The sequence below is a fragment of the Dietzia cercidiphylli genome, assembly GCF_039531545.1.
GTDB lineage: Bacteria > Actinomycetota > Actinomycetes > Mycobacteriales > Mycobacteriaceae > Dietzia > Dietzia natronolimnaea.
The window spans coordinates 33319-60126 of sequence record NZ_BAAAQG010000003.1 but is presented as its reverse complement, the minus strand read 5'-3'; the positions used below and the strand labels follow the sequence as shown (position 1 = coordinate 60126).

At 70.0% G+C, this 26808-nt stretch carries 27 protein-coding genes and 1 pseudogene; 10 read left to right on the top strand and 18 right to left on the bottom strand.

Going from position 1 to position 26808, the window contains the following annotated elements; translation table 11 throughout:
• Positions 1-50: 50 nt before the first annotated feature.
• A complete protein-coding gene (locus ABD250_RS01940) occupies positions 51-1562 on the bottom strand; it encodes a sensor histidine kinase (RefSeq protein WP_344390265.1) in 1512 nt (503 codons plus the stop codon).
• Complete coding sequence (locus tag ABD250_RS01935; RefSeq protein WP_422110535.1) at positions 1562-2293, bottom strand: response regulator transcription factor; 732 nt, start codon at positions 2291-2293, stop codon at positions 1562-1564. The genes ABD250_RS01940 and ABD250_RS01935 overlap by 1 nt, the downstream gene beginning before the upstream one ends.
• A 311-nt stretch (positions 2294-2604) precedes the next feature.
• Here ABD250_RS01935 and ABD250_RS01930 point away from each other — a divergent pair, with 311 nt between their 5' ends.
• Complete coding sequence (locus ABD250_RS01930; RefSeq protein ID WP_182659012.1) at positions 2605-3150, top strand: hypothetical protein; 546 nt, start codon at positions 2605-2607, stop codon at positions 3148-3150.
• A gap of 398 nt (positions 3151-3548) precedes the next feature.
• Here the strand turns inward: ABD250_RS01930 and ccsB are convergent, their stop codons facing one another.
• The gene (gene ccsB / locus ABD250_RS01925) at positions 3549-4547 is read right to left on the bottom strand and encodes a c-type cytochrome biogenesis protein CcsB (RefSeq protein WP_017835842.1); all 999 of its coding nucleotides are present in this window, start codon (positions 4545-4547) and stop codon (positions 3549-3551) included.
• Positions 4544-6235: a cytochrome c biogenesis protein ResB gene (gene resB, locus ABD250_RS01920; protein ID WP_182659013.1), complete on the bottom strand. Its 1692-nt coding sequence runs from the start codon at positions 6233-6235 to the stop codon at positions 4544-4546. Before resB ends, ccsB begins: the two co-directional genes overlap by 4 nt.
• A 178-nt stretch (positions 6236-6413) precedes the next feature.
• Between resB and ABD250_RS01915 the strand changes: the two are divergent.
• Positions 6414-6794, top strand: a pseudogene (locus ABD250_RS01915) (SRPBCC family protein); the annotation flags it as partial.
• 115 nt (positions 6795-6909) lie between these two features.
• Here the strand turns inward: ABD250_RS01915 and ABD250_RS01910 are convergent.
• On the bottom strand, positions 6910-7554 hold the full coding sequence (locus ABD250_RS01910; protein WP_182659014.1) for a TetR family transcriptional regulator: 645 nt from the start codon (positions 7552-7554) through the stop codon (positions 6910-6912).
• A 92-nt stretch (positions 7555-7646) separates the two neighbouring features.
• Between ABD250_RS01910 and ABD250_RS01905 the strand changes: the two genes are divergently transcribed.
• Together ABD250_RS01905 and ABD250_RS01900 are read left to right on the top strand one after the other, a co-directional pair.
• Positions 7647-8648: a 3-ketosteroid-9-alpha-monooxygenase, oxygenase component gene (locus tag ABD250_RS01905; protein ID WP_182659015.1), complete on the top strand. Its 1002-nt coding sequence runs from the start codon at positions 7647-7649 to the stop codon at positions 8646-8648.
• An 8-nt stretch (positions 8649-8656) separates the two neighbouring features.
• Entirely contained in the window at positions 8657-9748 is a 1092-nt protein-coding gene (locus ABD250_RS01900; protein WP_182659016.1) for an NAD(P)H-dependent amine dehydrogenase family protein, read from the top strand.
• Positions 9749-9765: 17 nt separating this feature from the next.
• Here ABD250_RS01900 and cynS read toward each other — a convergent pair whose 3' ends face one another.
• Both cynS and ABD250_RS01890 read right to left on the bottom strand, forming a co-directional pair.
• The gene (gene cynS / locus ABD250_RS01895) at positions 9766-10215 is read right to left on the bottom strand and encodes a cyanase (protein ID WP_182659017.1); all 450 of its coding nucleotides are present in this window, start codon (positions 10213-10215) and stop codon (positions 9766-9768) included.
• A gap of 32 nt (positions 10216-10247) precedes the next feature.
• The gene (locus ABD250_RS01890) at positions 10248-11105 is read right to left on the bottom strand and encodes a formate/nitrite transporter family protein (RefSeq protein ID WP_182659018.1); all 858 of its coding nucleotides are present in this window, start codon (positions 11103-11105) and stop codon (positions 10248-10250) included.
• A gap of 211 nt (positions 11106-11316) precedes the next feature.
• On the opposite strand from ABD250_RS01890, the gene ABD250_RS01885 reads away from it, so the two are divergent.
• From ABD250_RS01885 to ABD250_RS01875, 3 genes are all read left to right on the top strand, one after another.
• Positions 11317-12315, top strand: coding sequence for a hypothetical protein (locus tag ABD250_RS01885; RefSeq protein WP_182659019.1), 999 nt, complete (start codon positions 11317-11319; stop codon positions 12313-12315).
• Positions 12305-12481, top strand: coding sequence for a hypothetical protein (locus tag ABD250_RS01880; RefSeq protein ID WP_182659020.1), 177 nt, complete (start codon positions 12305-12307; stop codon positions 12479-12481). Before ABD250_RS01885 ends, ABD250_RS01880 begins: the two co-directional genes overlap by 11 nt.
• Before the next feature lie 138 nt (positions 12482-12619).
• Complete coding sequence (locus tag ABD250_RS01875) at positions 12620-13120, top strand: cupin domain-containing protein (protein WP_338404210.1); 501 nt, start codon at positions 12620-12622, stop codon at positions 13118-13120.
• On the opposite strand, the gene ABD250_RS01870 is transcribed toward ABD250_RS01875, so the two are convergent.
• Both ABD250_RS01870 and ABD250_RS01865 read right to left on the bottom strand, forming a co-directional pair.
• Positions 13115-14818 carry a WXG100 family type VII secretion target gene (locus ABD250_RS01870; RefSeq protein ID WP_344390253.1) on the bottom strand — a complete coding sequence of 568 codons (1704 nt, stop codon included), beginning with the start codon at positions 14816-14818 and terminating at the stop codon, positions 13115-13117. The two genes, ABD250_RS01875 and ABD250_RS01870, sit on opposite strands and share 6 nt — an antisense overlap.
• A 185-nt stretch (positions 14819-15003) precedes the next feature.
• Complete coding sequence (locus ABD250_RS01865) at positions 15004-15603, bottom strand: DUF3558 family protein (RefSeq protein ID WP_344390250.1); 600 nt, start codon at positions 15601-15603, stop codon at positions 15004-15006.
• 142 nt (positions 15604-15745) lie between these two features.
• On the opposite strand from ABD250_RS01865, the gene ABD250_RS01860 reads away from it, so the two are divergent.
• The 3 genes from ABD250_RS01860 (at position 15746) to ABD250_RS01850 (ending at position 18456) form a co-directional block, all read left to right on the top strand.
• Positions 15746-16747 carry a hypothetical protein gene (locus ABD250_RS01860; protein WP_182659023.1) on the top strand — a complete coding sequence of 334 codons (1002 nt, stop codon included), beginning with the start codon at positions 15746-15748 and terminating at the stop codon, positions 16745-16747.
• A 12-nt stretch (positions 16748-16759) separates the two neighbouring features.
• Positions 16760-17008, top strand: a complete 249-nt coding sequence (locus ABD250_RS01855) for a hypothetical protein (protein WP_182659024.1) — start codon at positions 16760-16762, stop codon at positions 17006-17008.
• A gap of 77 nt (positions 17009-17085) precedes the next feature.
• The gene (locus ABD250_RS01850; RefSeq protein WP_182659025.1) at positions 17086-18456 is read left to right on the top strand and encodes an HNH endonuclease signature motif containing protein; all 1371 of its coding nucleotides are present in this window, start codon (positions 17086-17088) and stop codon (positions 18454-18456) included.
• A gap of 23 nt (positions 18457-18479) precedes the next feature.
• Here ABD250_RS01850 and ABD250_RS01845 read toward each other — a convergent pair whose 3' ends face one another.
• The 9 genes from ABD250_RS01845 to hemB all read right to left on the bottom strand — a co-directional run bounded on the left by ABD250_RS01845 (position 18480) and on the right by hemB (position 26798).
• Positions 18480-19340: a cytochrome c biogenesis CcdA family protein gene (locus ABD250_RS01845; protein ID WP_370650904.1), complete on the bottom strand. Its 861-nt coding sequence runs from the start codon at positions 19338-19340 to the stop codon at positions 18480-18482.
• Positions 19337-19948 carry a TlpA family protein disulfide reductase gene (locus ABD250_RS01840; RefSeq protein ID WP_182659026.1) on the bottom strand — a complete coding sequence of 204 codons (612 nt, stop codon included), beginning with the start codon at positions 19946-19948 and terminating at the stop codon, positions 19337-19339. The genes ABD250_RS01845 and ABD250_RS01840 overlap by 4 nt, the downstream gene beginning before the upstream one ends.
• 3 nt (positions 19949-19951) lie before the next feature.
• Entirely contained in the window at positions 19952-20872 is a 921-nt protein-coding gene (locus ABD250_RS01835; RefSeq protein WP_425551854.1) for a histidine phosphatase family protein, read from the bottom strand.
• Complete coding sequence (gene hemL, locus ABD250_RS01830; RefSeq protein WP_425551853.1) at positions 20869-22218, bottom strand: glutamate-1-semialdehyde 2,1-aminomutase; 1350 nt, start codon at positions 22216-22218, stop codon at positions 20869-20871. The genes ABD250_RS01835 and hemL overlap by 4 nt, the downstream gene beginning before the upstream one ends.
• A gap of 45 nt (positions 22219-22263) precedes the next feature.
• A complete protein-coding gene (locus ABD250_RS01825) occupies positions 22264-24096 on the bottom strand; it encodes an alpha/beta fold hydrolase (protein ID WP_344390243.1) in 1833 nt (610 codons plus the stop codon).
• Positions 24097-24378: 282 nt separating this feature from the next.
• Entirely contained in the window at positions 24379-24621 is a 243-nt protein-coding gene (locus tag ABD250_RS01820) for a hypothetical protein (protein ID WP_182639719.1), read from the bottom strand.
• Positions 24618-25169 carry a hypothetical protein gene (locus ABD250_RS01815; protein ID WP_344390238.1) on the bottom strand — a complete coding sequence of 184 codons (552 nt, stop codon included), beginning with the start codon at positions 25167-25169 and terminating at the stop codon, positions 24618-24620. The genes ABD250_RS01820 and ABD250_RS01815 overlap by 4 nt, the downstream gene beginning before the upstream one ends.
• Positions 25156-25758, bottom strand: a complete 603-nt coding sequence (locus ABD250_RS01810; RefSeq protein WP_344390235.1) for a hypothetical protein — start codon at positions 25756-25758, stop codon at positions 25156-25158. Before ABD250_RS01810 ends, ABD250_RS01815 begins: the two co-directional genes overlap by 14 nt.
• A complete protein-coding gene (gene hemB / locus ABD250_RS01805) occupies positions 25755-26798 on the bottom strand; it encodes a porphobilinogen synthase (protein WP_344390233.1) in 1044 nt (347 codons plus the stop codon). The genes ABD250_RS01810 and hemB overlap by 4 nt, the downstream gene beginning before the upstream one ends.
• Positions 26799-26808 lie beyond the last annotated feature (10 nt).

Sequence of the window (26808 nt, the reverse complement as noted above, 5' to 3'; positions counted from 1 at the left end):
CTCGATCCAGCCGCGCGGGTAGATTCCGTCAGCGCATTCGTCGTCGTCCCTCAGGCCCGCACCCGCGGCAACAGCACCCGGAACGTCGCACCCCGGCCGGCGGCGGTCTCCACGCCGACCGACCCGCCGTGCGCCTCCACCAGCGACCGCACGATCGCCAGCCCGAGCCCGCTCCCCCCGGTCGCGCTGGTCCGGGAGGTGTCGGCGCGGTAGAAGCGCTCGAAGGCGCGGGTGGCCTGCTCGGGCGTCATCCCCGGTCCGCGATCGGCCACCTCCAGCACCGCGTCGCTGCCGCGGGTGCCCACCCGCACCGTCACGTCGGCGTCCGGCGGGGTGTGGGCCAGGGCGTTGTCGACCAGGTTGCCCAGGACCTGACGCAGCCTCGTGTCGTCGCCCAGCACCTCCGGTGTTCCGGGCCCCTCGATGACCTCCAGCCCGATCCGCCGGCCCGGGGCGAGAAGTCGCGCGTCGTGGACCGCGTCGGCGGCCAGACCCAGCAGGTCCACCTGCTCGCGGGCCAGCGGCCGCTGCTCGTCGAGCCGCGCCAGGGTCAGCAGGTCCTCCACCATCACGCCCATGCGCCCGGCCTCGGACTCGATGCGCCGCATCAGCCTGTCCGTGTCGCCCGAAGCGCCCTGCCGGTGGAGCTCGGCGAACCCGCGGATCGTCGTCAGGGGGGTCCGGAGGTCGTGGCCGGCGTCGGCGACGAACCGACGCATTGCCGCCTCGGACCGCACCGCGGTGGCCTCGGAGTCGCGGGCCGCCTCGGCGGAGCGGCGGGCCGCGTCCTCGGCCTCGGCGGCGTCGGCCATCGAGGTCTGGATGCGGGAGAGCATGGCGTTGACCGCGGCGGCCAGCGCCCCCACCTCTGTGCGCGGGTCGCGCTCCGGCACCCGTCGGGACAGGTCCCCGCCCGCGATCGCCGCCGCCGTCCGCTCCACCTCCCGCAGCGGCCGCAGGCTTCGGCGCACGGTCGCGTAGGCGGCCAGCGCGAGCAGCGCCAGGACCGCGATCCCGATGCCCACCTGCAGGTAGACCAGCCGCTGGACCACGGCCCGGTTCTCGGTCAGCGGGATCGCGACCGTCACGCTCTCCCCTCCGGGGCCGTCGAACCGCAGCGCCCGCCAGGAGGTCGACCCGTCCGCCGTGGACGGGACCGTCGTGGGGGTGTCCGGGTCCAGCGACTCGAGGTCGGGGGCGGAGTCCTCGTCGTTGATCGCCACGACGATCGCGCCGTCGGCATCCCGGACCTGCACGAAGTACCGGCTCGGCGGGCTCTCCGGACCGGGCGCGCGGGGAGGCGGGGGCGGCGCCTCGGCGGGCAGGTCGCCCATCGGGCGGGCCCACCCGCGCTCGGCCTGGTGCAGCGCGGCGTCGGTCCGCTCGAGCATCGAGGCCTCCAGAGCGCGGGTGACAGCGACCCCCGAGACCACCAGCGCCAGCGCGGTCAGGACCACCGCGAGCAGGACCAGACTCACCCGCAGCGGGACCGCGCGACGCCGCGTGGTGGGTGCGGCGGCCGCGGTTGACGACGAGGCGGGCAAGCCCGGCGAACTGGGCATCAGCGCGGTTCGCGCAACACGTAGCCGACGCCGCGGATGGTGTGGATGAGTCTCGGCTCCTCGGTATCGATCTTCTTGCGCAGGTACGACACGTAGGACTCGACCACGCCGCCGTCTCCGCCGAAGTCGTAGTCCCACACGTGGTCGAGGATGCGCGCCTTGGACAGCACCGTCCCGGAGTTGACCATCAGATATCGCAGGAGAGTGAACTCGGTGGGCGAGAGCGCGACGGCCCGGCCCGCCTTGCGAACCTCGTGACTGTCCTCGTCCAGCTCCAGGTCGGCGAAGGTGAGCCGCGAGCTGCGCTCGGCCCCGGACAGCGTGCCCGCGCGACGCAGGATCGTGCGCAACCGTGCCACCACCTCCTCGAGGCTGAACGGCTTGGTCACGTAGTCGTCGGCCCCCAGGGTGAGCCCAGCGACCCGGTCGGCCACGGCGGCCCGCGCGGTGAGGAACAGCACCGGCGCGTCACAGCCGTCCGCGCGCAGCCGCTTGACCGCGTCGAAACCGTCCATGACCGGCATCATCACATCCAGGATCACCGCGTCGGGCCGGAAGCGGCGGGCCTTGTCGATCGCCTCGGCGCCGGTGCGGGCGGTCTCGACCTCGAACCCCTGGAACCGCAGTGAGACCGACAGCAACTCGACGATGTTCTCCTCGTCGTCGACCACCAGCACCCGGGCCTCGGGCCGGGCGGCGGGGGCGTTGCTCGCTGTGGCGTCCACGTGCACAGTATGCCGAGGGATCGTGGCGATTCCCCGGCAGCTCGCTGGCAGGTGGCTGGGAGCCGCGGTCGCTGGCACCTGCACGGGCGGCCCAGCGGGTGGATGAAATCGTGGCGCGGCAGCGGAACTCGTCGTCGTGGTCACGGTTCTGGTCGTGTACCTGGCTCTGGTCGTGGTCTTACCTCGCGCTCGGGAACCCCGCTTGACCTGGGCTGCCCTGCGGAGGGGGTGCAGGGCACCGGAGGGCAGCTCACTTTTCGGAGCGGTTCCGGGAGGAACCGACGACCGCCCGCGCCCCGCTGGGGCAGCATGAGGGGATGACGAAGCCCTCCAATACCCCTGCTATCGCCTCGGCCACCGGCCGGTCGTGGAACGAGTGGGTCGAGATGCTCGAGCAGGCCGGCGCGCGGGAGATGGCGCATTCGGCGATCGCGAAGGTAGCCCTGGGGATGATGCCGGAGTCGGTCGAGCGCGCCGAGTGGTGGGCCCAGGGCACGGCCATCGCCTACGAGCAGCACGCCGGCCTGCGGGTACCGGGCCAGTCGTGCACCGGCGACTTCCAGTTGTCGACCTCGCGGACCGTCACCGGGGACATGGACGCGGCGCTTCAGGCATGGGTGGAGCTCGCCGGAGACCGGAAGGAATTCGGCGGCGTAGAGGTCGAGACTCACCCCGCCACCTCGAGCAGCGAGAAGTGGCGCTACTGGCGGGTCCCGCTGGCCGACGGCACGCGCGTGGCCCTGAACTTCAGCGACAAGAAGAACGGCAAGTCCACGGTGGGGCTGACGCACACCAAGCTCGACTCGGCCGAGGCGATCGAGTATTGGAAGCCCGTCTGGAAGGACCTGCTCGCGCAGCTCTGACTGGCTCGTGGTCGGTCAGGGCGCTCGAGCTGAATGCTCGAGATGAGCCCCTCCGCCAGCCCCGGCCCGGACGGCCCACCGAGCAGTTGAATGCCCGGTGGCGACCGGAACTCATCGTCGTCGTCGCACTCTCCCAGCTCAGAGGCGCGACCACCTCCGTGCCCTGCAACCGGGTTGCAGGGCACCCCAGCTCACGCGGGTGATGTCGAGGACAAACCTGGTCCGCCGCCCGGAGCAGCGAGTAGCACGGCCACGAGGACAGCCGGCCCAGTTGGTCGCCAGAATGCGCGAGAGTCCGCGCGGGGAGCTGCGAGATGTCAAGCAATCACAGCGTGATGTCGACCAACCACAGCAGGCCGGGGCGGTGCGGGGCAGGGCAGGGCGGGGCAGTGTGGGGGTTAGTTCAGCCCGGCGTAGGAGTGCAGGCCCGAGACCACGATGTTGATGAAGAAGAGGTTGAACGCCAACACCACGAAACCCGCGATGTTGATCCACGCCGCCTTCTTGGGGCCCCAGCCGCTGGTCGCGCGGGCGTGGAGGTACCCGGCGTAGAGGACCCAGGAGATGAACGACGCGGTCTCCTTGGGATCCCAGCCCCAGAAGCGGCCCCACGCGCTCTCCGCCCAGACCGCCCCGAGCAGGATGCCCACGCTGTAGATCGGGAAGCCGATCACCGTGGTGCGGTACGCCAACCGGTCCAGGGTTTCGGCGGCGGGCAGCGGCCGGGTCAGTCGCGTGGCCCACCCCTTCTCCTGACCCTGGGGTTGCCACACGCGCAGCAGGTACATGATCGACACGACGCCCGGAATGAGCAGGATGCCCGAGCCCAACGAGATGATCGTCACGTGGATCGGTAGCCAGTACGAGCGCAGTGCGGGCACCACCGGGGCGGCCTCGGAGTACAGATGGGTCCCGCCGAAGAACAGCAGCAGCAACACCGGGGCGAGGACGAACGGCCACGCCACCTGCAACGCGGGCTTGCGCAGGAACACCAGTCCCGTGCCCACCGCGAGAACGGTGGTGGCCAGGATGAACTCGTACATGTTGCCCAAGGGGAAACGGTCGGTCGCCACACCGCGGAGCACCAGCGAGGACGCACTGAACACGAAGGCGATCGTGACGAACAGTTGCGCGATACGCGCCCAGCGCACGTTGCCCGCGGACGCGCGGTCCTCGTCGCCGGTATCGGTGAGAGACGTGGACTCGGTGAGTCCCGGCCCGCCGGCGCCGGCGAGCTGCCTCGGCGAGACCTTCTCCACCCGGAAGCCGGCGTAGTAGATCAGCGAGGCGATCAGCGCCAGGACATAGATGGCGAACGACGTGCGGAACGCCAGGTCGCTGTACGTCGAGAGCGTCTCGTCGATGGGCAGGCCCTGGGCGAGTATCAGAGAGTTCACCGGGTGTCGTCCTTCCGCGGAGCGTCGCCGGCGGTGCCGCGACTGGTTGCAGTGTGTCCCGAGTCGGGCTCCTCGGGCAAGACAGGTGTGACGGCCGCCGCTGCGACGAGCCGGTCCCGGAGCTCGTCGAACTCCGATCCCCAGCCCATCCGGTCCGTCCGGGCGAGGCCCCCCAGGTCGACACGGGTCACCTCGTCGTCGTCGACGGTCACGCGCGCCCAGATGCGGCGGCGCCGCACCATCAGGCTGAGGATCAGTCCGGCCATCATCACCGCGGCCGAGACACCCACCCAGATCTGCGTGGGGTCCTCGGAGACCTGGATGTTGATGAACTCGTCGGCGCCGTCGAACCGGACCTCGGTGCCGTCGGGGAGGGTGGTGGATTCGCCGGGGAAGAGGTTGACGCGCGCCTGCCGCTCGAGGGCGCCGGTCTCGATGAGGTCGGATTCCAGCGAGAAGACTGACTGCGGGCGGCCGGTGTCGAGCCCGGCGTCGCCCTGGTAGACGTCGATCGCCACCGCCGGGTCGTCCATCCGCGGGAAGCGCGAGCTCAGAATGGTGCCGTCGAACGACGCCGTGGGCGCGAACAGGCCCTGCACGGCGATCTGCTGCGTGCGCCGCTCCATCAGGTCCGGGTACAGGCCGGCCGGCGGGTCGAAGCGCATGATGCCCGACGACAAGAACGTCTGCAGCTCGGTGGGCTGCCAGTGCTGAGTGTCCGTGCGGGTCTCGCCATTGGGGAACGTGACGGTGAAGGTGGGCGCGAAGCCATGGCCCTGCAGGTAGACGCGGGTCGACCCGACGCGCAGAGGGTGGTTGACCCGCATCTCGTACGGCTCCCACGTCTGCGGATCGGTGGTCGCGACCTCCTCGGTGAACCGCACGTTGGAGGTGAACATCTCGGCCTGGCCGTTGGGCAGGTAGTCGGCGCGGAAGTCCTCGATCTTGATGCAGAACTGCTCGAGATCCGTGCCGTCGACCAGGAGTCCCGCGCGGAACGTGTCATACGCGCTGGGGGTGGTGTTGCAGAAGGCCGGCGATTCGGCGTTGGCGATGATCACCCGCATGCCCTCGGCGTAGACGAACTTGCCGGCCGCGAAGGTGATCAGCAGGGCGAGCAGGGCGAAGTGGAAGACGATGTTGCCCACCTCGCGCGTGTAGCCGCGCTCGGAGGAGAGCTCGATGGTGCCGGGGACGCGGCCGTCGCCGTCGTTCCGCCGAACCCGCCAGCCCTTGAGCTGGGCCTTGACTTGGTCGGCGGCCTGCTCGGGTGAGGCCGTGGTGCGGTACGCGGCGTGATGGGGCAGGCGCGAGAGGTTGCGGGGAGTGAGCGGCGGGGGCGTGCGCAGCTGCCGGACCAACTCGAAGCAGCGCGGGGTGAGGCAGCCGATCAGCGAGATGAACAGCAGGACGTAGATGGCGGTGAACCACCAGCTGGAGAACACGTCGAACAGCTGCAGGCGGTCGTAGAACTCGCCCAGCCAGCCGTTCTCGGCGATGTAGTCGTTGACGTTGCCCTCATTGAGGCTGCGCTGGGGCAGGAGCGCGCCCGGGATCGCCGCCACGGCGAGCAGGAACAACAGGATCAACGCCGTGCGCATGGCGGTGAGGGTGCGCCATGAGTTGCGCAGGAATGCGGTTGTGGTGCCCAGCGTGGAGCGGGCGGCGGCGGTTCTGGGCTCTGGCATGGGGTCCATCTGCGGTTCGCGGCGCGCCGACCTGTCGCGGCGCCGGTTTGGACCCAGACTAGTCGGGGGCTCCTGAGCGGTTTCTGTGAGGGCTCGGCCCGCCTGACCGACCCACGGGACAAGAACGTGTTCTACCCTCGGGACATGGACCTCCAGGGGTCAGACGAGAGGAGGGGCGATGCCGACCATGCACCCCTGTGAACCGGTGGACGTCGAGTACACCGACACCGCCCGGTTCCGCTTCACCAACAGCGTGGCGATCCCCGCCACGCCGCGACAGCTGTTCGAGATCTTCGTCGACGCCGACTCGTGGCCGCGCTGGGCGGGCGTGATCACCAAGGTGGTCTGGACCAGCGAGCCCCCGTACGGCGTGGGCACCACCCGCACCGTCCACATGCTCGGCGGCCTGGTCGGCGAGGAGGAGTTCCTGGCGTGGGAGCCGGAGCGCCGGATGGCATTCCGGTTCAACGCCAGCTCCACCAAGGGGATCCACGCCTTCGCCGAGGCCTACGACATCGTGCCCACCGAGGGCGGCTGCCGACTCACGTGGACCCTGGCGATGCACGGCAACGCGGCGACCAACCTCTCGCTCACTGCGGTCCGGCCGGTGATGAACCGCTGTTCCGCCGCTTCCTGCGGCGACTCAGCGCCCTGGCGGCCGAGAGGTACCCGAGCTAGTCGTCACTGCAGCTGGTCAACAGCAGGCGCAGCCGCCGCGTCATGTCGTCGACGAGCACCTCCGGATCCTCGGCGCGCTCCGACGCCACCCACTCGGACAACCACACCTGGAGCGCGGAGATCGCCATCCCCGCGGCGATGCGCGGATCGAGGCCGGCGAGCTCCCCCCGGTCCGCCGCGGCCTGCATCCCGGCGGCGATCACCTCGAGGCCAGAGCTCCACACCGTGCGCTGGATCCCGTGGGCGCCCTCCACGCTGCTCGCCCATCCCCCACCGGCCCGGAGGTTCATCTCGAGGTAGGCGGGGTGCGCCGCCAGGAAGAGGAAGACCCGACGCAGTCCGGTGAGCAGGCGCTCGAGTCCCGGCTCCCCGGCGTCGGCCTCGCGCACCGCCTCCAGCAGGGCGTCCATCCGCGTGCGGTGCAGGGCGTCCCAGATCTCCGCCTTGCCGGAGAAGGACTTGTACACGGTGGCCAGCGACAACCCGGCGGTGGCCGCGATCGCGTTCATCGGCGTGGCGGTGAACCCGGCCTTGCCGAACTCGCGCTCCGCGGCGCGGAGGATCTGTCGGCGGTAGCCGTGGAGCTTCTCCTCACGGTCGCCGGTCCTCGTCGTCGTCGTCGTAATCCCTGTGGCCTCCACGGCTCGATGCTACCTTCGCAGAATCGCCATTCTGTTTTTGTGGATGGCGGTTGCCACCTCCTGCCGGTTCGAGCCGAGAACGGAGTCCGCCGATGCCCAAGCCCCCGCTCCCCATGAAGCCGACCGGGTGGTTCCAGGTGGCGTGGTCCGCCGAGGTCCCGGTCGGGCACGTCCATCGGGTCACCGCGTTCGGGGAGGACCTGGTGACCTGGCGGAGCCGATCCGGCCGGGCCACCGTCATGGACGCGTACTGCAAACACCTCGGCGCCCATCTCGGCCACGGCGGCACCGTGGTCGACGAGACCATCCAGTGCCCCTTCCACGGCTGGCAGTGGAACCCGGACGGGCGCAACACCGCCATCCCCTACGCGGACCGCCCGAACCTCGGCCGCAAGATCAGGACGTACCCGGTGGTCGAGCGGAACGAGTCGATCTACCTCTGGCACGACCTCGAGGGCCGCGAGCCGTACTTCGACGTGCCCGACGTCTTCACCAGCTGGGACGACGGCACGCGCGCCGAGGACTACCACCCGTGCCACCCGCGGACCACGCTCGTCGAGGAGCGGCTCCACCTCCATCCGCAGTACGTCCTGGAGAACGGGGTCGACTTCGCGCACTTCGAGTTCGTCCACAAGGTGCCGATCATCCCGGTCTTCACCAGGCAGGACTTCGACCAGCCCGTCTCCTACGTTGACTTCACCATCGCGTTCGAGGGCTCACCGGGGTCGATCGAGGAGGTCGACAGCGGAGTCGAGGCCATCAACGGCGGGCTGGGAGTGGCCGTCACCCGAAGTCACGGGATGGTCGACAACCGCACCGCGACCTGCGTCACCCCGGTCGACGACGAGACCTGTGACGTCCGGTTCTCCGTCTGGATCCGCCGGCGCCCGGACCTGGGCGACGCCGAGTCCGCCGAGCGCGCGGCCAGGCACGGCCGCGGCGTGATCGAGCAGTTCGAGGCCGACCTCGCCATCTGGAGGCACCAGAAGTACTCCGACCCCGCCGCGCTCGCCCCCGGCGAATACGAGGGGTTCACCGCTCTGCGGACATGGGCTACCCAGTTCTATCCCGATCATCCACTCCCCGAAAGGTGACACCTCAGATGACCAGCAGCACCAGTGAGCCCGCCCGCGTGTTCCAGGTCGCCACCGGCAACGTCGGCAGCGAGATGATCAGGCGGATCGGCAGCCACCCGGATCTGGAACTCGTGGGCGTCCACTGCTACACGCCCGAGAAAGTCGGCCGGGACGTGGGCGAACTCGCCGGCATCGCGCCCGTCGGGGTGGTCGCGACCGGCACCGTCGAGGAGATCGTCGCGGCCCGGCCGGACGTGGTGACGTTCCACGGCGTCTTCCCCGACGAGGACCTCTACCTGCAGGTCCTCGAGGCCGGCATCAACATCGTCACCACCGCCGACTGGATCACCGGGCACCACCGCGATCTCAACCATCCGCACCCGTCCGGTCGGTCGTGGCGGGAGATCCTGGACGTGACCGCGAAGGCCGGCGGGGCGACCTTCTACGGAACCGGCATGAACCCGGGCCTCAACCAGATCCTCGGCCTGGTCGCCTCGGCCGACGTGGCCGACATCGAGAACGTCACCACGATCGAGTCCGTCGACGTGTCCTGTCACCACTCCGCCGACACCTGGACGGAGGTCGGCTACGGCAGGCCCGTCGACGATCCCGCGCTGCCGGGGATGCTGCGCAAGTACACCGAGGTGTTCGCGGACTCGGTGTACATGATGGCCGACGCGTTCGACCTCGAGCTGGACGAGGTGGTGTTCGACTGCGAACTGGGCGCCTGCACCGAGGACGTCGACCTGGGCTGGTACCGGCTACCCGAGGGGTCCCTCGGCGGGAGCTACATCAAGTACCTGGGGATGGTCGACGGGGTGCCGCGGATCGAGACCCACCTCGAATGGCAGATGACGCCACTCACCGAGCCCAAGTGGGACATCAAGGGGTGCTACATCACGATGATCAGGGGCGATCCGCAGATCTACAACAAGCACATGATCTTCCCCGCCCCCGGCGTCGACCTCTCCGATCCCGAGGACTTCGCGTCCATCGGCATGACCGTGACCGGGCTGCCCGCGCTCAACTCGATCAGGTCGGTCATCGCCGCGCCCGCCGGGGTCGTGACCAGTGCTGATCTGCCACTGCGGGCGTTTGCCGGCAGGTTCGCGAGGTAACGGGCCGGCGCCGGCCGTCACCAGCGGTAGTCGAGGAACTTCCCGTCCAGGGTGATCACCACGCGGTCTCCGTCGGGGTCCGGGCGCCTCGCGAAGTCCACCGTAAAGTTGATCGCGCTCATGATCCCGTCGCCGAACTCTTCATGGATGAGTGCCTTGAGCGCAGGACCGTACACCGACAGCGCCTCGGTGAACCGGTAGATCGTCGGGTCGGCCATCACCTCCGGCGGAGTCCCTCGGTTCGGTTGCAGGGCCAGGCTCTCCGCCACGGCCTCGTCCAGGCCGAGGAGTGTGCACACCGACCGCGCCTGCTCGGCGGACATCGGGTGTTGGCCCAGCAGGGCCGCGGTGGTCCACACCAGCGGTGCGCCCAGGTGATCGGCCAGTTCTGCCCAGGTGCGTCCCTGGCGGATGCGGGCGGACTCCACGTGGGCGGCGGCGTCGTGTTTGGACATGATGGGGGTCATCGGGGTTCCTCTCGGATGGGGTCATGTGTCGCTCAGACCGAGGCGGGCTCGCGGTCGGCCTCGCGCTCGGCCGGCTCCTCCGGCAGCGGCCGCTGCGCCTTGGTGCGGGCGTGGGTGACGTACAGGGTCAGACCCACAAAGCAGAGCCCGCCGACGAGGTTGCCGATGACGGTGGGGATCTCGTTCCACACCAGGTAGTCGGCCAGCGAGAACTCGCCGCCGAGCATCAGGCCGGTCGGGAACAGGAACATGTTGACCACCGAGTGCTCGAATCCCATGTAGAAGAACAGCATCACGGGCATCCACATGGTCAGCGCCTTGCCGCTCACGCTGGTGGACATCATCGCCGCCACTACGCCCGTCGAGACCATCCAGTTGCACAGCACGCCGCGGAAGAACAGGGTCAGCATCCCGGCCGCCCCGTGCTCGGCGTATCCGAGAGTCCGGGACTCACCGATCTCGCCGAGACGCTGGCCCACCTCGTCCGGGGCGACATTGAACCCGTAGGTGGTGATGAAGGCGATGAGGAACGCCACGGTGAGGGCACCGGCGAAGTTGCCCAGGAAGACCAGGCCCCAGTTCCGGAGCATGCCCCGGACCGTGACCCCCTTGCGCTTGTCCAGCAGTGCCAGCGGGACGAGCGTGAACACCCCGGTCAGCAGATCGAAGCCCAACAGGTACAGGAGGATAAAGCCGACGGGGAAGAGCACCGCCCCGAGGAGCGCGCTGCCGGTCTCGACCGTGACGGTGATGGCGAACGCGGCGGCCAGGCCCAGGATGGCGCCCGCCATGAAGCTCCGGATGAGCGTGTCACGCGTGGACATGCGGACCTTGCTCGCTCCGGCGTCGATCATCGCGCGGGTGAAGTCCGAGGGTTGGACGTAGGACACTTCGTTGCCTCCAGCTGTGCGGCGGGCGTGCGGACGTACCGGAGTGAGTGTGGCCGAGCTATGTGACGCGGTCGTTACCCCGGACCGCACACCGGTAACCGAGCCCTCACCTCGCGCCGGCCGCACGGTGAGGTGCGGGTTCAGCCCGCGGTGGAACCGAAATGGGTGTCGCGCCGTCAAACACTGTGACGGCGCGTGAGAAAGGACCGGAGTGGGGTACACGATCGGCCGGGTCAGGCGGTGGGATGCCGGGGGCGCGACGACGGCGAGGTCTGCTGTCGCCGAGCGGGAGGCACTGGTTGTCGAGGCACGGACGGCTCTGGCTGCCGGGAGATCAGCGCTGGACGGGGGCTGGGACGGCGTTGCGGCCGACGCGGTCCTGGACGCCGCCGAGGGCGAGAAGGTGCACGTCACCAAGCTCGCGGACGGGCTCGGGGATCTGGCCGACGCCCTCTCCCGGGCCGCCGCCGCGTTGGGGCCGGCGGTGCAGACGGTTCGCGATCGGATCATCGAGGCCGAGGCCGCCGGGCTCGTGGTGGGCGAGGACTCCGTGGGGCCGGCTGCCGGTCGCGACGAGATCACCCAGGATGTCGTCGACGGGCATGTCGAGGCGCTCGGCCAGGCGTTGGCCACCGTCGGGTCGTTGGATCAGCACTATGGCCGGGAGATCGACGCGGTTGCCGGGATGATGTATCGGGCCATCCCGCCGGAGGTGGACAGGGGCCCTATCCCGGGGCCGGATGCGGTTGTCCTGGGGACCGCGATCACCGCCGCGACCGGGGCCGTGAAAGGAGGGGCGTTTGCTCTCGCGGATGAACTCGATCCCGAGACGCGGGGCAGACACAAGGCCGATCCGATGCCCGACGACGCCGGGCGTCGGGCCGCCGGACTGCTTCGGCGAGCCGGCCGGCTCGCCGGGCCCGCGGGCGGGGGGTTCACGGCGTACGAGGGCGTCACGGGGTATGCCAGGGGAGAGACCACTGCCGCGGAAGCAATTCTCGAGACGGGCGGGGCTCTCGGCGGCGGCATGGCCGGCGGAGCTCTTGCCGGAGCGGCTGCGGGGTCGTTCTTCGGGCCTGTGGGCACGTTCATCGGGGCCGGGATCGGCGCCGGGGTCGGTGCGTGGGCGGGACAGGAAGTCGGCGGCGCGGTGCACGATGCCGTATACGACGCCGGCCCAGATGCGGAAGGAACCGAGGATGGCAACTGAGCCGGACGGTTGCCCGGCCGAGGAAGGCGATCCGCCGTTCTCACGCTGGGCCGACATCAAGAAGCGTTTCGTGGCGAGTTTGTGGCATGACATACAGAACCGGACGCAGTTCCTCCTGGGGGTCGCACTGTTCATCGTCGGCCTGGTCTGGGCGGCGTACTTCTAGTGGAACTCGCTCGGCCATGCCGGCTGCGGCCGCGTGCCAGGGGTTCCCGCGCCGGGGGTTCCCGCGCCGGGGTCGCGGTCGTATGATTTGCATGATGAGCGGCATTGATGATAAAAGACGCCTCCTGGTCCTCACGTCGTGCGCGCAGGCCAGGGCGACGTGACGGGCGAACCCGGACTGCTGGACCGGTACCTCATCGAGAGCCAGGTATCCGGCGGCCGGGTCGCGATCATCGAGCACATCGTGAACCCCAGGACGTTGGCCGCCCCGATGCACCGGCACAGCCGGGAAGACGAGTACACATTCGTGCTGGCGGGCACCATCGGCTTCATCGAGGAGGGCGTCGAGATCACGGCGACGCCGGGGGACCTCCTGGCCAAGCCGCGCGGTCGCTGGCACACGTTCTGGAATGCTGGCGACGACGAACTCCGTGTGCTCGAGATCATCGTGCCGGGCGGCCTCGAGGCATTGTTCCGCCGCCTCGCCGAGCCGGGAGGGGGTACTCCCCCGATACGCTCCCCTCGCTCGCTGCCGAGTACGGCGCGGAGATCGACTTCGAGGCGACGATGCCGCTGGTGGAGCGGCACGGGTTGGCGTTCTAGGAGTGGACGTCGGTCGGGCAAGGGCCCGCCGTCATGATCCAACGATTGGCCGTCCGACGACCCGGCCGACATAGGCGGTCTCCTGCTGCTGCTCTTGTTCGGCGGCGGCATCGTCGGGAGGCGGCGTTCGCCCCAGGACTGCGGGAGCAACCTTGACCGGTTCCCCTATGATCTCCGAGGTGTTGGTGGCGTTGGTCAGGTACCCGGCTGGCGTGTGACCGCGTCGGCCCTCGTTCTGTCCGGCCCCTGCCGCGCCCATCATGCCCATCGGCATCATTCCTGCGCGGCTGGCTTGAGAACCACCATGTGACGACGAGAACGCCCCTGCGGGTGCTCCCGCGGGTCCCGAGCCTGCCGACATGCCGCCGCCCGGTACTCCTGCCGTCGGTCCGCCGGTTCCGAAGCCGCCCGGGCTCCCGAAGCCCGCCAGGGTGCCTGCGCCACCCATCCTGGCCGCCCCGGCTCCTGCTCCCGCACCCCCGGCGCCTCCGCCGAGCATTCCGGCAGCGGTACCGAAGCCGCGATCACGCTGGGATCCGTTGCGGATCCCCCGCGCTCTCGCGGCGCCCCCGCCTGCTCCTATCGGCTGCCCGTTCGCTCCCGTGATCGGTGCGAACGGGGTGGCGGCGGGATGGGTCGAGGCGTTCACGCCGGCTGCATGTGTTCCGCCGGCGTTCGCACCCCCCGCAGCTGTCTGTCCGGTGGCGGCGGCCACCGCTCCCCCGCCGTCGACCGCGCCGTTCCGCGAGGTCAGAAGCGCTTGCTCGGTGGGGGCGTCGGTTGCGGCGGGCAGGCTCGTCGTCGTCCCCGTGCCAGCACCTGCGCCGACCGCGGGGACTCCGGCCGGATTCCCTCCTCCCCCGGCGGCGGCGAGGGCGGCGTGGCCGGGTGCGGCCGGACCAGCGGGTCGGACGACCCCGTCCACGTTCCAGGCCGAGACCAGGTCGAGTCCACTCGCGCCACCCAGCGCCGACGTCGAGATCACGCGGTACGGGCTGGGTATGTCCAGGTCGGCGAGGTTGGCGTCCATCACCGCGGGGCTGTAAACGGTGTTGACGATCGCTCGTGCCTGTTCTTCGGCGGCCTCCTGGGCTGCGGCCATCGCGGCAGCGGATTCGAGGGTCGGAGGGCCGTGGAGGTAGCCGAAGCCCGGGGTGTTGACCTGGGCGGCCTGGAGCGTTGCGGACTCCTCGCCGATCCGCGACTTGGTGGTGCTGAAACCGTCCTCGGCGGTGCTCGCCTTGGTGGCCACCACTTCGAGGACCGTGGCCAGTCTGTCTACCGATTCGGTGAACGATCCCACCGAGGTGCTGGCCTGGGTAGCGAACTCACCCTGCCACTGGCTGCCCAGTGCGTTGCCCAGGCCGCTGCGAAGGTTTGCCGCTGCCGTGTGGAGGCTTGTCGCGACGGTGCTGACTCGATCCCGCACCTGCTGGAACTGCGCCGGATCCAGAGCCTGTGCCCCGGAGACCATCTTCGCCAGTGGGGCGCCCGATACCTCCTCGGGTCCCACTCGGTCATACCCGTGCAGCGTGCTGGTCCCGTCGGCTGAATCGAGAATCGCGGTCGTCGATCCAAGCGAACCCAACAACCCCAAACTCTGCAACCCGGCCGGCTCCTGCGCCGCCTTCCCCAGCGCCGCCGCCACCGCCTCATCCTGCGCCTCGATCAACCCACCGGCGGCGGCGAAGAGCATGGCCATGGCCTTCGCCTGATCCACATAGCCGTTGAGCAAGGTTCGCAGGTCTTCTCCCACGAATAGCGAATACACGGTGCCGATTTGCCGGGCGGTGTCGAAGGCGCCGAGCGATGAACCCTGACCGGCAATCATCCCCCCAGTAAGGTCCTGGGTCACTTCGTTGATAAAGTCGCCGCAGCGACTAACGCACAATTCAGCGACTCCCGGTTCAAGATGGACGGTCACTGAATGTCTCCTTCGGGAACAAAGTCGATAAGTGGGAGTATCGCCTGATCGATAACCTCACACGCCTTCGAAAGGCTATCGCCTTTAAATTCATTGAGGCCCGTAACTAGGTCTAACCGCATCCAAACAGCGCCACGAGAGGTGAAGAATAGCTGAACGCAAGAACTATTAAACAGGTCTCCCTGATCAGAGAGTCGAAGACCAGTTCTTCCGCTAACGCGCGCTTGGGCGTTCTCTACATTGAATGTATTATCGGCAAGGTAGTCATTACGAGATTTCCACGTCGCCAAGAGACTGAGTTGCGCTTCATCGTTTCCCCATCCGCAGGAGATGAGCGAACCAGGTTCGCGGTTATAGAACTTCGGTATTTCGGCCACAATCGAACCGACCCCCTGCTCCACCGCCTCGATGGGAATTTCGGCACACGGGTCGAAGAGAGCGGGCCGCTGCTCTATCGGCAGATCCCAGGGGTTGATCGTCTCCTCGGCGGCCGCTGGGCTCGTCGTCGTCGCCTGGTCGTTGTCCTGACTCACTCCGCACGCGGACATCACCGCGCAGGCCGCGAGCGCGGCGGCTGGTCCTCTTAATGTCCCCACGATCTGTTTGACGCCCCGACCAACCAGATGGTTCCACCCGATTCGTGACGGCTCCTCCGAAGAATCCGTTCGGCGATGGAACCGGCCGCTGACGTGCCCCGTCGTACCTGGTGACGGAACACGAGTCACAGGAGGAGATCGGGTGACTTACTCGGCGGGCGCGGTGCGGCTATGGGACCCCCGCGGCGTGACGACGGCGCGTGTGACCAGCGCCGGTCGGCTCGCCATCGCCGAGGAGGCGCGCGGGGCCCTCTCCGAGGGGCGCCACAGCCTCGCCATGGGTTGGGAGGGCGTCGCCGCTGACGCGGTGCTGCATGCCGTCGACTCCGAGCTGCGCCACATCGACGCGCTTGCCGGCCATCTCGACGACCTGGTCAAGACCCTTGAACAGGCGGGTAATGCGCTCGACCCTGCGGTACAGGTGGTTCGCGACCGGATCTCCGAAGCCCAGGCTCGCGGCCTGGTCGTCCGCGATGATTCGCTCGCGCCCGCTGCCGGCCGCGACGACATCACCCAGGCCGAGGTCGACGAGTATGCCGGGGCAATCGAAGAGGCTCTGGACGTCGTGGCCTCACTCGACCAGCACTACGGACGCACACTCGACGAAATCGCCGCGCGCTTGCACGACGCGATCCCACCGGAGCCCAACAGGGGCCCGATCCCCGGCCCGGATGATCCTTGGCCCGGCGTCGCCGTCGACGCGCTCACCCGCGCCATGTCCGCGGGGCTCCCCAGGCGCGCCGACGAACTCGACCCCGTCACCCGCGGTCGGCATGTTCTCAACCCCGCCCCCGACGACTACGGCCGGCGGGCCAGCGCCGGACTTCGCTTCGTCGGGAAGGTCGCGGGCCCCCTGGGCACCGGGATGACGGTGTACGACGGCGTGAATCGGTTCGCCCGTGGCGAAGGAAGTGCCTTCGAGATCGCTACGGAGACCGGTGGCGCCTTGGGCGGCGGAATGGCGAGCGGGGCGCTGCTCGGAGCCAGTGGCGGCTCCTACGCCGGCCCCTACGGCGCACTCGTCGGGGCCGGCGCAGGGGCAGCGGCAGGATCCCCCATGGGCAAGAAGTTCGGCGAACTGGCCTACAAATCGGTGACCGAACATCATGACCTGCTGCTCCGGCAGTACCACTACGCGATCTAGAAAGGAACCCGGATGGACCACACCCAGAACGAAAGAGAACCTGCAGACGTCGGCGAGGGGGCCGAGGCGGACACGGACATCGACCCTCAACTGCAGCGCTGGGAGGAATTGGACCGCCGGGTGGCCTATCGCAGACAGCAGCTCAAGTCCGTGATCCAACCGTCCGACGTGGTGACCCTCATCGCGGCAGTCGTGATCTTCTACCTGTCGCTGGCCTGGTTGTTCATCTCGCCGATGATCAAGGCGTTCTGGCCCTGGTAACGGCCTCCGGATCGGTCGATACGCCGCGTGAACTGCGTCGACGGACAATGTCGTACCCGGGTGATCTAATCGAACACATGAGCGATAACGGGAACGGCGACAGCGTGGGTGGAGAGTTGCGGGCGATCCTCGCCGCACTCGATCTGCACCTACAACGCGACTGGACCGACACCTCCTCGACGCAGCTGCACGCCGAGCTCGTCGCGCTCGAACAGGCCCAACGCCGGATCCGCGCGACCCAGGCCCGGGTCATGGCCGCGGCCCGGGAATCGGGCACCGCCCGCCAGATGGGCTTCGTCAACGACCGCCAGATGCTCACCGGCGGCCTGGGTCTGGCGCCCGGGGAGGCCCGCGGACGCCTCGACGATGCCGGGATCGCCGACTCCGCTCGCATGCGCGCCAGCGGTGCCGGCACGGTCTCGGCCGGGCAGCTGAGGATCATCGGTAAGGCGCTGGCCGCGCTGTCGGATGAGTGTGACGACGAGGTGCGCGATCGCCTGGAACAGCAACTGCTCGAGGCTGCCGAGAAGTCCACCACCCGGCAATTGCAGGAGCACGCGCACCAGCTACTCGACACCCTGGACCCGGGCCGCACCGAACGAGGCGCCGAAGAGCGGGCGCGCCGCAGGTCGGTCTCCTGCGGGGGCCAGGGACTGGACCTGATGGCCAGCGCCAGCATGACCATGGACCCGCAACTCGCGGCCCTGATGCGCGAGGTCCACGCCCGCTGGGGCCAGCCCGGCCGGCTGTGGCCTGACGCGGACGCACCAGACACCCGCACCGACGGCCAACGCATGCACGACGCGATGGTCCACGCCCTGCACCTGGCCCTGTCCGCCGACGCCCGCAAGACCGGAGCGCCGGCGGCGATCGTGGTGCGCATGGACCTCGATCAACTCACCACCCTGGCCGGCTGCGGCCAGACCGACGGGGGTATCCGCGTTCCCGTGCCCCAGGCGCTGGCGATGGCGCGCGGCAACCACTGGTTCCTCGCGCTGTGCGACCAGGAGCTGGACCTCAGGCTCTACCGCAGCCGCAGGACCGCCTCTCGATACCAACGGCTCGCCCTGTTCGCGGCGTACGGTGGCTGCACCCACCCGGATTGCGACCAGGACGCCAGACACTGCGAAGCGCACCACAGCGGATCACCCTGGTCAGCCGGAGGACTGACGAACATCGATCAACTCGCACTGGCCAGCGGCGACTGCCACGCCATGATCCACGACACCGGCTGGAGCACGATCCCCGACCGCACCGCGCCGCAGGGAGTCCGATGGATCCCGCCCGCCGGCACACCGCGGGCCGCCGACCCGCCGCCGGCCAAGGCGGGACCGCCACCGCTGACGTCACTCGAGGCGCCGATCCTGCCCTTCGGGCTCCTTCGCGACCTCGACCATGCCATCCACGCACGCCTCCGCGCGGCCGGCATCGTCGAGGAGGCCGCGTGACCGCGGGGGTTGTCAGGCGCCGCTCAGATGGGCAGGGTGGTGTCCGAGATGGCGAAGTCCCGGAGCCAGTCGATGAACAGGGCCCACGCGCCGGAGAGCAGCAGCAGGCCCACGATGATCAGCATGACGCCGCCGAACACCTGGATCGCGCGGGTGTGCTTCTGCAGCCACCCGACGGTCCGCATCGCCCAGGTGGAACCGAAGGCCACCAATACGAAGGGCAACCCCAGTCCGAGGCAGTACGCCACGATCAGCAGCACGCCTCGAGCGGCGTCGACACCCGTGCCCGCGGCCACGGAGAGCGCCGCGGCCAACGTCGGGCCGAGGCACGGCGTCCAGCCCAGCGCGAAGACGGCGCCCAGCATCGGCGCGCCGACCCACGTCGAAAGCGCCTTGGGCTGCATGCGCGTATCCCGCTGCAGGGTGGGCACGAGACCGATAAAGACGAGCCCCATCAGGATCGTCACCACGCCGCCGAGGCGCTGCAGCAACTCCTGCTGGGGCGCCAGGTACTGCACGGTGCCCAGCACCATGGCGCTGAGCGCCACGAAGACCACGGTGAACCCGCCCACGAACAGCAGCGATGCCACCACAACCCGCGTACGCGAGGAACGGCGGGTGCGGCGTTCCTCCAGGGTCATCGTCGCCGTGGCGGCTCGTTGGCGCTCCGCGGCGGCAACGGTGACCGGGGGACGGTCGGCGCCCACGACACTGGCCAGGTACGCCACGTAGCCGGGCACAAGTGGGATCACGCACGGCGAGGCAAAGGACACGAGCCCTGCCAGGACACATGCGCCCAGCGCCAGCAGGATCGGGCCGCTGGCCACGGTCTGCTGGAAGGTCTCGCCCACGCTCTGCGCGAGAAGGATCATCTCCGGGTTCACACCGGCTCGACCTCCTCGGCCAGGATCGCGGACACGGTGTCCCGCAGCTTGTCATCGGTGATCTCGGCCAGGTACACGGCGGCGACCCGGTGTTGCTTGTCCAGGATGATCGTCGCCGGGACGACGGACGTCGGGAAGCCGCGCAGTGCGGCCACCGCGGCGTTGCTCGGATCCCAGATCGAGGGGAACGTGATGCCGTTGTCCTCCACAAAGTCGACGGGCTTCTGCCGGTTGGGGTCCCGCAGGTTGATGCCGAACACGGTCGCGCCCTGCGGTTCGAACTCCTCCTGCAACCGCTGCAGATCGTCGGACTCGGCGCGACACGGGCCACACCACTGGCCCCACAAATTGAGGATCACGACCTGCCCCTCAAAGTCCTCCTGGACGTTGAGCGTGCGATCGGGGTCCATCAGATCCGGGCCGGTGAGAGTCGCGACAGGTTTGCGCTCGGATGGGGGGTCGTAGTTGATCTCCAGCTGGCCGTCCGGGCTGACGAACTCGAACGTCTCGGGGCCCGTCACCACCGCGTCCGTGCTGGTTGCGCACGCACCGGTGACGAGGGCGACTGCGAGGAGTAGGGCGCCGAGGGCGGTCTTGGGGTGACGCATGGCTCAGGCTCCTGTCTGCGACGGGTCGGACGCACCCGCCGGTTCGGTGTAGACGATGTCACGCAGCGTGGTGCCCTCGAAGACCAGAGAGGTGATCGAGGCCAGCGAACACTGCCGCGAACGGGGGTCGTGCCACAGTCGGCGGCCCTCGAGGAACCGTCGCGTGGTGTACACGGGCAGCTGGTGGCTCACCAGTACCGCCTCGTGGCCGCGGGCGGTGTCGAGCGTGGAGTACACGGCCCCGATCATCCGGTGCGCGATCTGCAGGTACGGCTCACCCCACGAGGGCCGCAGCGGGTTGACCAGGATCGGCCAGTACCGCGGGTTGCGCAGCGCCCCGCCCCGGCCGCCGACCTTGTTGCCCTCGAAGCGGTTGTCTGCCTCGATGATGTCGGCGTCGATCCCCACCGGCAGGCCCAACGCCTCGGCCAACGGGGCGGCGGTCTCCTGGGCGCGCTGCAGCGGCGAGGCCACGATCGACACGATGTCGTGCCCCTGCCCGAGTGTGCGTGCCACGGTCTCGGCCTGACTGCGCCCCAGCTCGGAGAGCCGGATGCCCGGCAGCCTGCCGTACAGCACTCCGTCGGGGTTGTGCACCTCGCCGTGCCGGACCAGGTGGACGATGGTCTGCGTCTCGGTCCCGCGGGCCGACGAGTCACGAGGTGCCGACGACGACGACGACGAGACCGGCTCGCCCGGAGCGGAGATCGTTCCGGGCGCGGCCCCGTACGCCTCGGCCCCCTCCTGCTGCTGCGGTGCGGAGGCCTCAACGGGGCGCGCGGTGGCCGCGGACCCGCCCAGCGAGGGCGGCGCCTCGGCGGGCGCAGGGTGCTCTCCACGGAGGGGGATCGGCAATGAGGTGGGGCCGGTCGACGGGACGTCGAGACGCTCCCGAAGCCCCCGACCCCGCTCGGACCGGCTCATCGGGTGGCCTCCGGGTCGGACGCCGCGGCAGCGGCCTCGGCGGCCACGGGCAGGGCGTCGGAGATGTGCTGGAAGTCGTCGTCGGTCAGCGCGGTGGAGACGAACCAGGTCTCGAAGGCGCTCGGCGGGGCGTAAATGCCCCGGTCCAAAAGGGTGTTGAAGAACGGCGCGTACCGGAACGTCTCGGCGGCCTTGGCCCCGGCGTAGTCGGTGACCTGCTGGTCGGTGAAGAACACGCTGAGCATTGTCCCGGCGCGCTGAACGGTGTGGGCCACCCCAGCGGCCTGCAGGGCGTTGCTCAGCAGGGCCTCGAGGCGGTCCGCATTGGTCTGCAGCGTGTAGTAGCAGGAGTGGTCCGCCAGGCGCAGCGAGGCGAGACCCGCCGCCACCGCGACCGGGTTCCCCGAGAGCGTGCCGGCCTGGTAGACGGGGCCGGCGGGGGCGAGCGCGGACATCACGTCGGCGCGGCCACCGAACGCGGCGGCGGGCAGCCCGCCGGACATGACCTTGCCGAAGGTGGTCAGGTCGCCGGCCACTCCGTCGATCCCCCACCAGCCGCGGTCACCGGCCCGGAAGCCGGTCATGACCTCGTCCATCACCAACAGCGCGCCGTTCTCGGAGCACAGGGTGCGCAGTTCCTCGTTGAAACCGGGCAGCGGCGGGACCGTGCCCATGTTGCCGGCGGCTGCCTCGGTGATCACGCAGGCGATCTCGCTGCCGTGGTTGGCGAACACCAGGCGGGCCGCCTCGACGTCGTTGTACGGCAGCACGATCGTGTCGTGGGCGGTCGCTCCCGTCACGCCGGGCGAGTCCGGCAGGGCGAACGTCGCGAGACCCGAGCCCGCGTCGGCCAGCAGCGCGTCCACGTGACCGTGGTAGCAGCCGGAGAACTTGACCACCTTGGACCGACCGGTGAACCCGCGTGCCAGACGCACCGCGCTCATGGTGGCCTCGGTGCCGGAGTTGACCAGGCGCACCTCCTCGACCGAGGTCCGGCCGACGATCTCGCGGGCAAGGTCGACCTCGCCCTCGGTGGGGGTGCCGAAGCTCAGACCGCGGGTGGCGGTCTCCCGCACGGCGTCGACGATCGCGGGGTGGGCGTGACCGTGGATCATCGGGCCCCAGGAGGACACCAGGTCGATATAGGTGTTGCCGTCGACGTCCGTCATGCGGGAACCCCGCGCTTCACGCATGAAACGCGGGGTTCCGCCAACGGAGTTGAAGGCGCGGACCGGGGAGTTGACCCCGCCGGGGATCAGCTCACGGGCCTCGGCGAAGAGCTCGGCCGATCGGGTGGTGCCGGACAGGCCGGACGGGGTCGGGAAGGCATCGCTCGCAGACGTCACCCGTCCAGTGTCTCAAAGACTGCCCGCGAGTACCCCCTCGCGGTGTCAGCCCTGCGGCGGGGCGGGCTGGCCGTGCGGTGCGAACATCGCCTTGACGGCGGTGTCGACCTGTCCGGCCACGTCCTGCAGGGCCTTCTCGGCCTGCTGGTGCAGCTCCTGCGGGGTGGGCAGCGGCGCCGGTGCCGGGATCACCGGAGCGGGCACCGCGGGCGCAGCGACAGGGGCTGCCGGGGCGGGGGCGGTGGCCGCTCCGGCGTCGCGGTGCGTGCCGTACCAGTCGTCGGCTCCGGCGACGGGCGCGGACATGCCCTGCTGGGCGGCGGCCGCGCGCTCGGCCTGACCCCACCTGGGCAGAGGCTCCGGCGAGGGCTTGCCCTCGACGCGCCCCGGGGTGGCGACCCCGGTCTCGAGGAACTCCATCACCACCGCGTCGACGGCAGCGTTTCCGGTGCGGAAGGTGCCGTGCTCGCCGCCGCCGACGACGACCAGCGTCCCGTCGAGCGTCTCGACGACCCTGTGGGCACCGGCGATCGGGGTGACGGCGTCCTTCTCCGAGTGCAGGACGAGCGGCTTCTGGTCGAGGGCGTCGCCGTTCGGCTGGATGGTGCGTGCGACCGGCGCCCAGCCCACACAGTCGTCACCGGCGGCCTCGGCCGCGGCGCGGGTGGTGAGCTTGTTGCCGCCCGTGTAGCGGTCCGCCTTGGCAGCCATGACGCCGAGCTCGCTCGGCGGCGAGGCGGTCTCGTTGCACGTGATGATCGCGTTCATCTCGATGTCGGTGCGGAAGACCGGCGAGCGGCTCTCCTGCGCGGCGACGATCCTGGCGGCCGTCGGGTAGTCGACCCGGGCGATGTTGCCGCCGTCGTTGTAGTACTTGAGCATGTGCGCCAGCATCGGCCACGCCTGCTCGGAGTAGGTCGCGCCCACCGTGGCGTCGTACAACCCGGTGGTGGCGTTGTTGGTCAGACCCTGCAGCGCGACGGCGCGACCGAGGCCCTCGACGCGGGCGAGGGCGGGCGCGGTGCCGTTGATGGTGTCCAGCGCGGGCCGCTCGAGCGGGGTGCCCCGCAGCTCGACGGGCAGGTCGCGGGTCTCGGCCGGCGGCGGGGTGAGGTTGGCGGGTCCCCCCACCTCCTGGTCGGTGACCCACTTCCAGGAGTGGAACACCTTGCGCGGGGTGTCGCCGAGGCCGTAGTAGTCGTCGCGCTCGGCGATCCACGTGAAGATGTCGTTCAGTCGTCGCTCCTGGGCGAGCGCGCCCTGTTCGGCCTGGGTGGACCACCGCCAGTCGGGGTGCGTGTTGGAGTCCAGCACCATGCGGCCGGTGTGCTCGGGGAACAGGGTCGCGAAGTCGGTGCCGATCGCGGTGCCGTAGGACACGCCCACGTAATCGATCTCGGCGAGCCCGAGCGATTCGCGGACGGCGTTCATGTCGCGGGCCGCGTTCTCGGTGGTGAACGAGGCCATGTAGGCCGGATCGGTCCCGAAGCAGGCGTCGTGCAGCGCGTTGGCGGTGGTGGGGCCGACGAAGGCGACGTCACAGGTCATCGGGTTGGAGCCGTAGAGGCCACGCGGCTGGACGGCCACGAGGTCGTGGTTCTCGTACAGGCCGGCGGGCGCGGTGCCGTCGAACGCGGGGCTCCAGAAGTTGAGGGCGTAGTTGCCGGGGCCGCCGGGGTTGCCGAAGACGGCCGACCGGGCCTGCCCGGAGGACGCCTTGATGCGGGTCAGTGCGACCTCGGTCCGGGCGCCGTCGGGCTGGCTGTAGTCGACGGGGACCTCGACGGTCCCGCACTCGAGACCGGCCGGCACGTATTCGGCCTCGATCCCGAGCATCTCGGTACAGTCCTGCCACTTGACCGGGGCGGCGGCAGCCACTCCGGTACCAAGAAGTGCGATCGCCCCAACGACCGCGGTGGTGCCAACGAAAGTGCTAGACGGCTGCACCGATCCCCGATTCCATGTTCTGTAGATGACTGCCAGACGAATCGGACGCCGCGACCGCTCAAGTTCACGAGCGTCACAAGCGTCCGAACCGCTCCAAATGTAGCCTGTGGCCGGTGCCACGCCGCACCAACTGGCACCGACTCAGGGAACCGTCATCCGATCGTTACCGCGTGCGGGGTCGGTGCCGAAAAGGTGCAGGCAGAAGTGGATATATCACTGTTCATGCCGGCTGCCGCGGGTCAGCAACGCGAGCGTGGTGGCGACCATCGCGACCCCGGCCGACAGCGTGGCCGCCAGCAGCAGCCAGGGCTCGGTGTAGGTCCGCAGGATCACACCGTCGACGGGCGGGTCGACCTCGGGCGGCCGGACGGCCACGAGGTCGCGCGACAACCACCACAACACCACCGCCAGGACTGCCGCGGTCACGGCGAGCACGGCGTGGCGCCGGGCGGTCACGCCGGATCCGAGGCGGTGCCCGAGCCCGTGCCGGTGCCCGTTCCGACCGAGCGGACCGCGGCCTCGAGGGCCGCGTGCAGCGCGACCGGGTCGCGGGTCCAGGCCCGGACCTCGGCACCGGTGTCCAGGCGCAGTCCGACGGATCGCCGGCGGCGGGGGACCTCGCGGAGTTCCCCGAGCGTGCGGGCGGTCTCCCACGAGGCCTCGGGGATGCCGTCACCGGGCAGCGGGAGCACCTCCTGCACGCGGTCCAGCTGGAGTTCCTCGGTTCCCTGGATGTACGTGGTCGGGGTGAGCCGGACGCGACCGTGGACGCGGGTGGCGGCGATCATCACCCCGTGGCACATCGCCGAGGCGACCGCGCAGACGGTGAGCATGAGCCAGTGGACGGGCGCGCCGGCGACCAGCTCGAACACGGCGGCACTCGCGCAGAACAGCGGCGCGGCGAAGATCCAGGCCCAGCTCCACCCGTCTTCGGCGAAGAGGATGGGGCCCCGCGGTTCCGGTCCCGTGCCCGGCTCCGGCCGGTCGGGCTCACTCGCCGGCACGCGCACCGCCGCCGGTCGTGAACTTCATGGCCTCGGCGGTGTGCTGGCGCCACACGGCGGTCGCGGCGCACAGCCCCGCGAGGATCTGCAGCGAGATCACGAGGAAGGTGACGATCTCACCGCGCTCCCCTGCCTCGGCGACACCGCCGAACACGCCGATCACGACGGAGACCGCGTCCACCACGAGGAAGATGGCGACGATGTCGAGCATCGTCCGGGCCCAGCCCTTCCCCGCCCGCAGCCGGAAGGCCAGCCACACCGTCACCACGCTGACGAGTACCGCCAGGACGGCACCCAGGATCCGGGCCGCGCCGAACAGTGCCTCGATGGAGATGTCCGTGGTCCCGGCGGTCTCGACGGCATCGCGGAAGGCGTCACGTGTGGCGGGCGGCAGGTCGCCGAACCGGGAGGTCGCCGCGTTGAGCAGCATCCCCACCAGCGCGAACCCGGTGGCGGCGAGCCACAGTCCCCAGGCGGAGTGGACGTCGTCGGGAAGAGGTCCCGCCGGTTCCACCGGCCGGCCGTCGGCGCGCTCGGAGGCGCCGTCGGTCCGCTCGGGTGGGCGCCACGGCCCGCTGCCGCGGGTCACCGGGTGCCCCACCCGTCGGCGAGGAGGCGGGCGGCGTGCAGTGCCCAGTAGGTCAGAACGATGTCCGCACCGGCGCGGCGGATGGAGGTGAGCGACTCCATCACCGCCGGGTCGTGGTCGATCCATCCGCGCTCGGCGGCGGCGGAGATCATCGCGTACTCCCCGGAGACCTGGTAGGCGGCCACGGGCACGTCCGAGATCTCGGCGGTCTGGCGCAGGACGTCGAGGTAGCTCATCGCCGGCTTGACCATGACCATGTCGGCTCCCTCGTCCAGGTCCAACCGCACCTCGCGCAGCGACTCGCGCAGGTTGGCGGGATCCTGTTGGTAGGTGCGCCGGTCGCCGCGCAGCGAGGACCCGACGGCCTCGCGGAACGGCCCGTAGAAGGCGCTGGCGTACTTGGCGCTGTACGCGAGCACGGCCACGTCCTGGTAGCCCTCGCGGTCCAGTGCCTCGCGGATGGCGGCGATCTGGCCGTCCATCATCCCGCTCGGCCCCACCACGTGGGCTCCGGCGGCGGCCTGGGCCACGGCGAGGTCGTTGTAGGCGGCCAGTGTGGCGTCGTTGTCGACGACCTGCTCGCCACGTGGGTCGGTGCCGAGGACACCGCAGTGACCGTGGTCGGTGAACTCGTCCAGGCAGGTGTCGGCCATCACCACGAGGTCGTCGCCGACCTCCTCGCGGACGGCGGTCAGCGCCCGGTTGAGGATGCCGTCGGCGGCGGCGCCGCAACTGCCCGAGGCGTCCTTGTGCTCGTCGAGCGGGACGCCGAACAGCATGATCCCGCCGAGTCCCGCCTCGGCGGCGGCGGCGGCCTCCCGGCGCAGGGAGTCGACGGTGTGCTGCACGACCCCGGGCAGGGAGGAGATGGCGTGCGGCGCGTCGAGACCGTCGGCGACGAACGCCGGCAGGACCAGCTGCCGGGGCGCGAGCGTGGTCTCGGCGACGAGCCTGCGCATCGCCGGCGTCGAGCGCAGCCGTCGTGGACGCACCAACGGCGCCGGAACGGATGCGGTGTCGGTCTCACGCGGTGTGGTCACGGGCTCCACT

Bases quoted from the DNA above. Each gene is read 5' to 3' on its own strand.
- ABD250_RS01880 (WP_182659020.1), top strand. From the start codon at position 12,305: ATGGCAACTGAGCCGGACGGTTGCCCGGCCGAGGAAGGCGATCCGCCG.
- ABD250_RS01930 (WP_182659012.1), top strand. From the start codon at position 2,605: ATGACGAAGCCCTCCAATACCCCTGCTATCGCCTCGGCCACCGGCCGG.
- resB (WP_182659013.1), bottom strand. From the start codon at position 6,235: ATGCCAGAGCCCAGAACCGCCGCCGCCCGCTCCACGCTGGGCACCACA.
- ABD250_RS01940 (WP_344390265.1), bottom strand. From the start codon at position 1,562: ATGCCCAGTTCGCCGGGCTTGCCCGCCTCGTCGTCAACCGCGGCCGCC.
- cynS (WP_182659017.1), bottom strand. From the start codon at position 10,215: ATGACCCCCATCATGTCCAAACACGACGCCGCCGCCCACGTGGAGTCC.
- ABD250_RS01905 (WP_182659015.1), top strand. From the start codon at position 7,647: ATGCCCAAGCCCCCGCTCCCCATGAAGCCGACCGGGTGGTTCCAGGTG.
- ABD250_RS01855 (WP_182659024.1), top strand. From the start codon at position 16,760: ATGGACCACACCCAGAACGAAAGAGAACCTGCAGACGTCGGCGAGGGG.
- ABD250_RS01835 (WP_425551854.1), bottom strand. From the start codon at position 20,872: ATGAGCCGGTCCGAGCGGGGTCGGGGGCTTCGGGAGCGTCTCGACGTC.
- ABD250_RS01850 (WP_182659025.1), top strand. From the start codon at position 17,086: ATGAGCGATAACGGGAACGGCGACAGCGTGGGTGGAGAGTTGCGGGCG.
- ABD250_RS01840 (WP_182659026.1), bottom strand. From the start codon at position 19,948: ATGCGTCACCCCAAGACCGCCCTCGGCGCCCTACTCCTCGCAGTCGCC.
- ABD250_RS01900 (WP_182659016.1), top strand. From the start codon at position 8,657: ATGACCAGCAGCACCAGTGAGCCCGCCCGCGTGTTCCAGGTCGCCACC.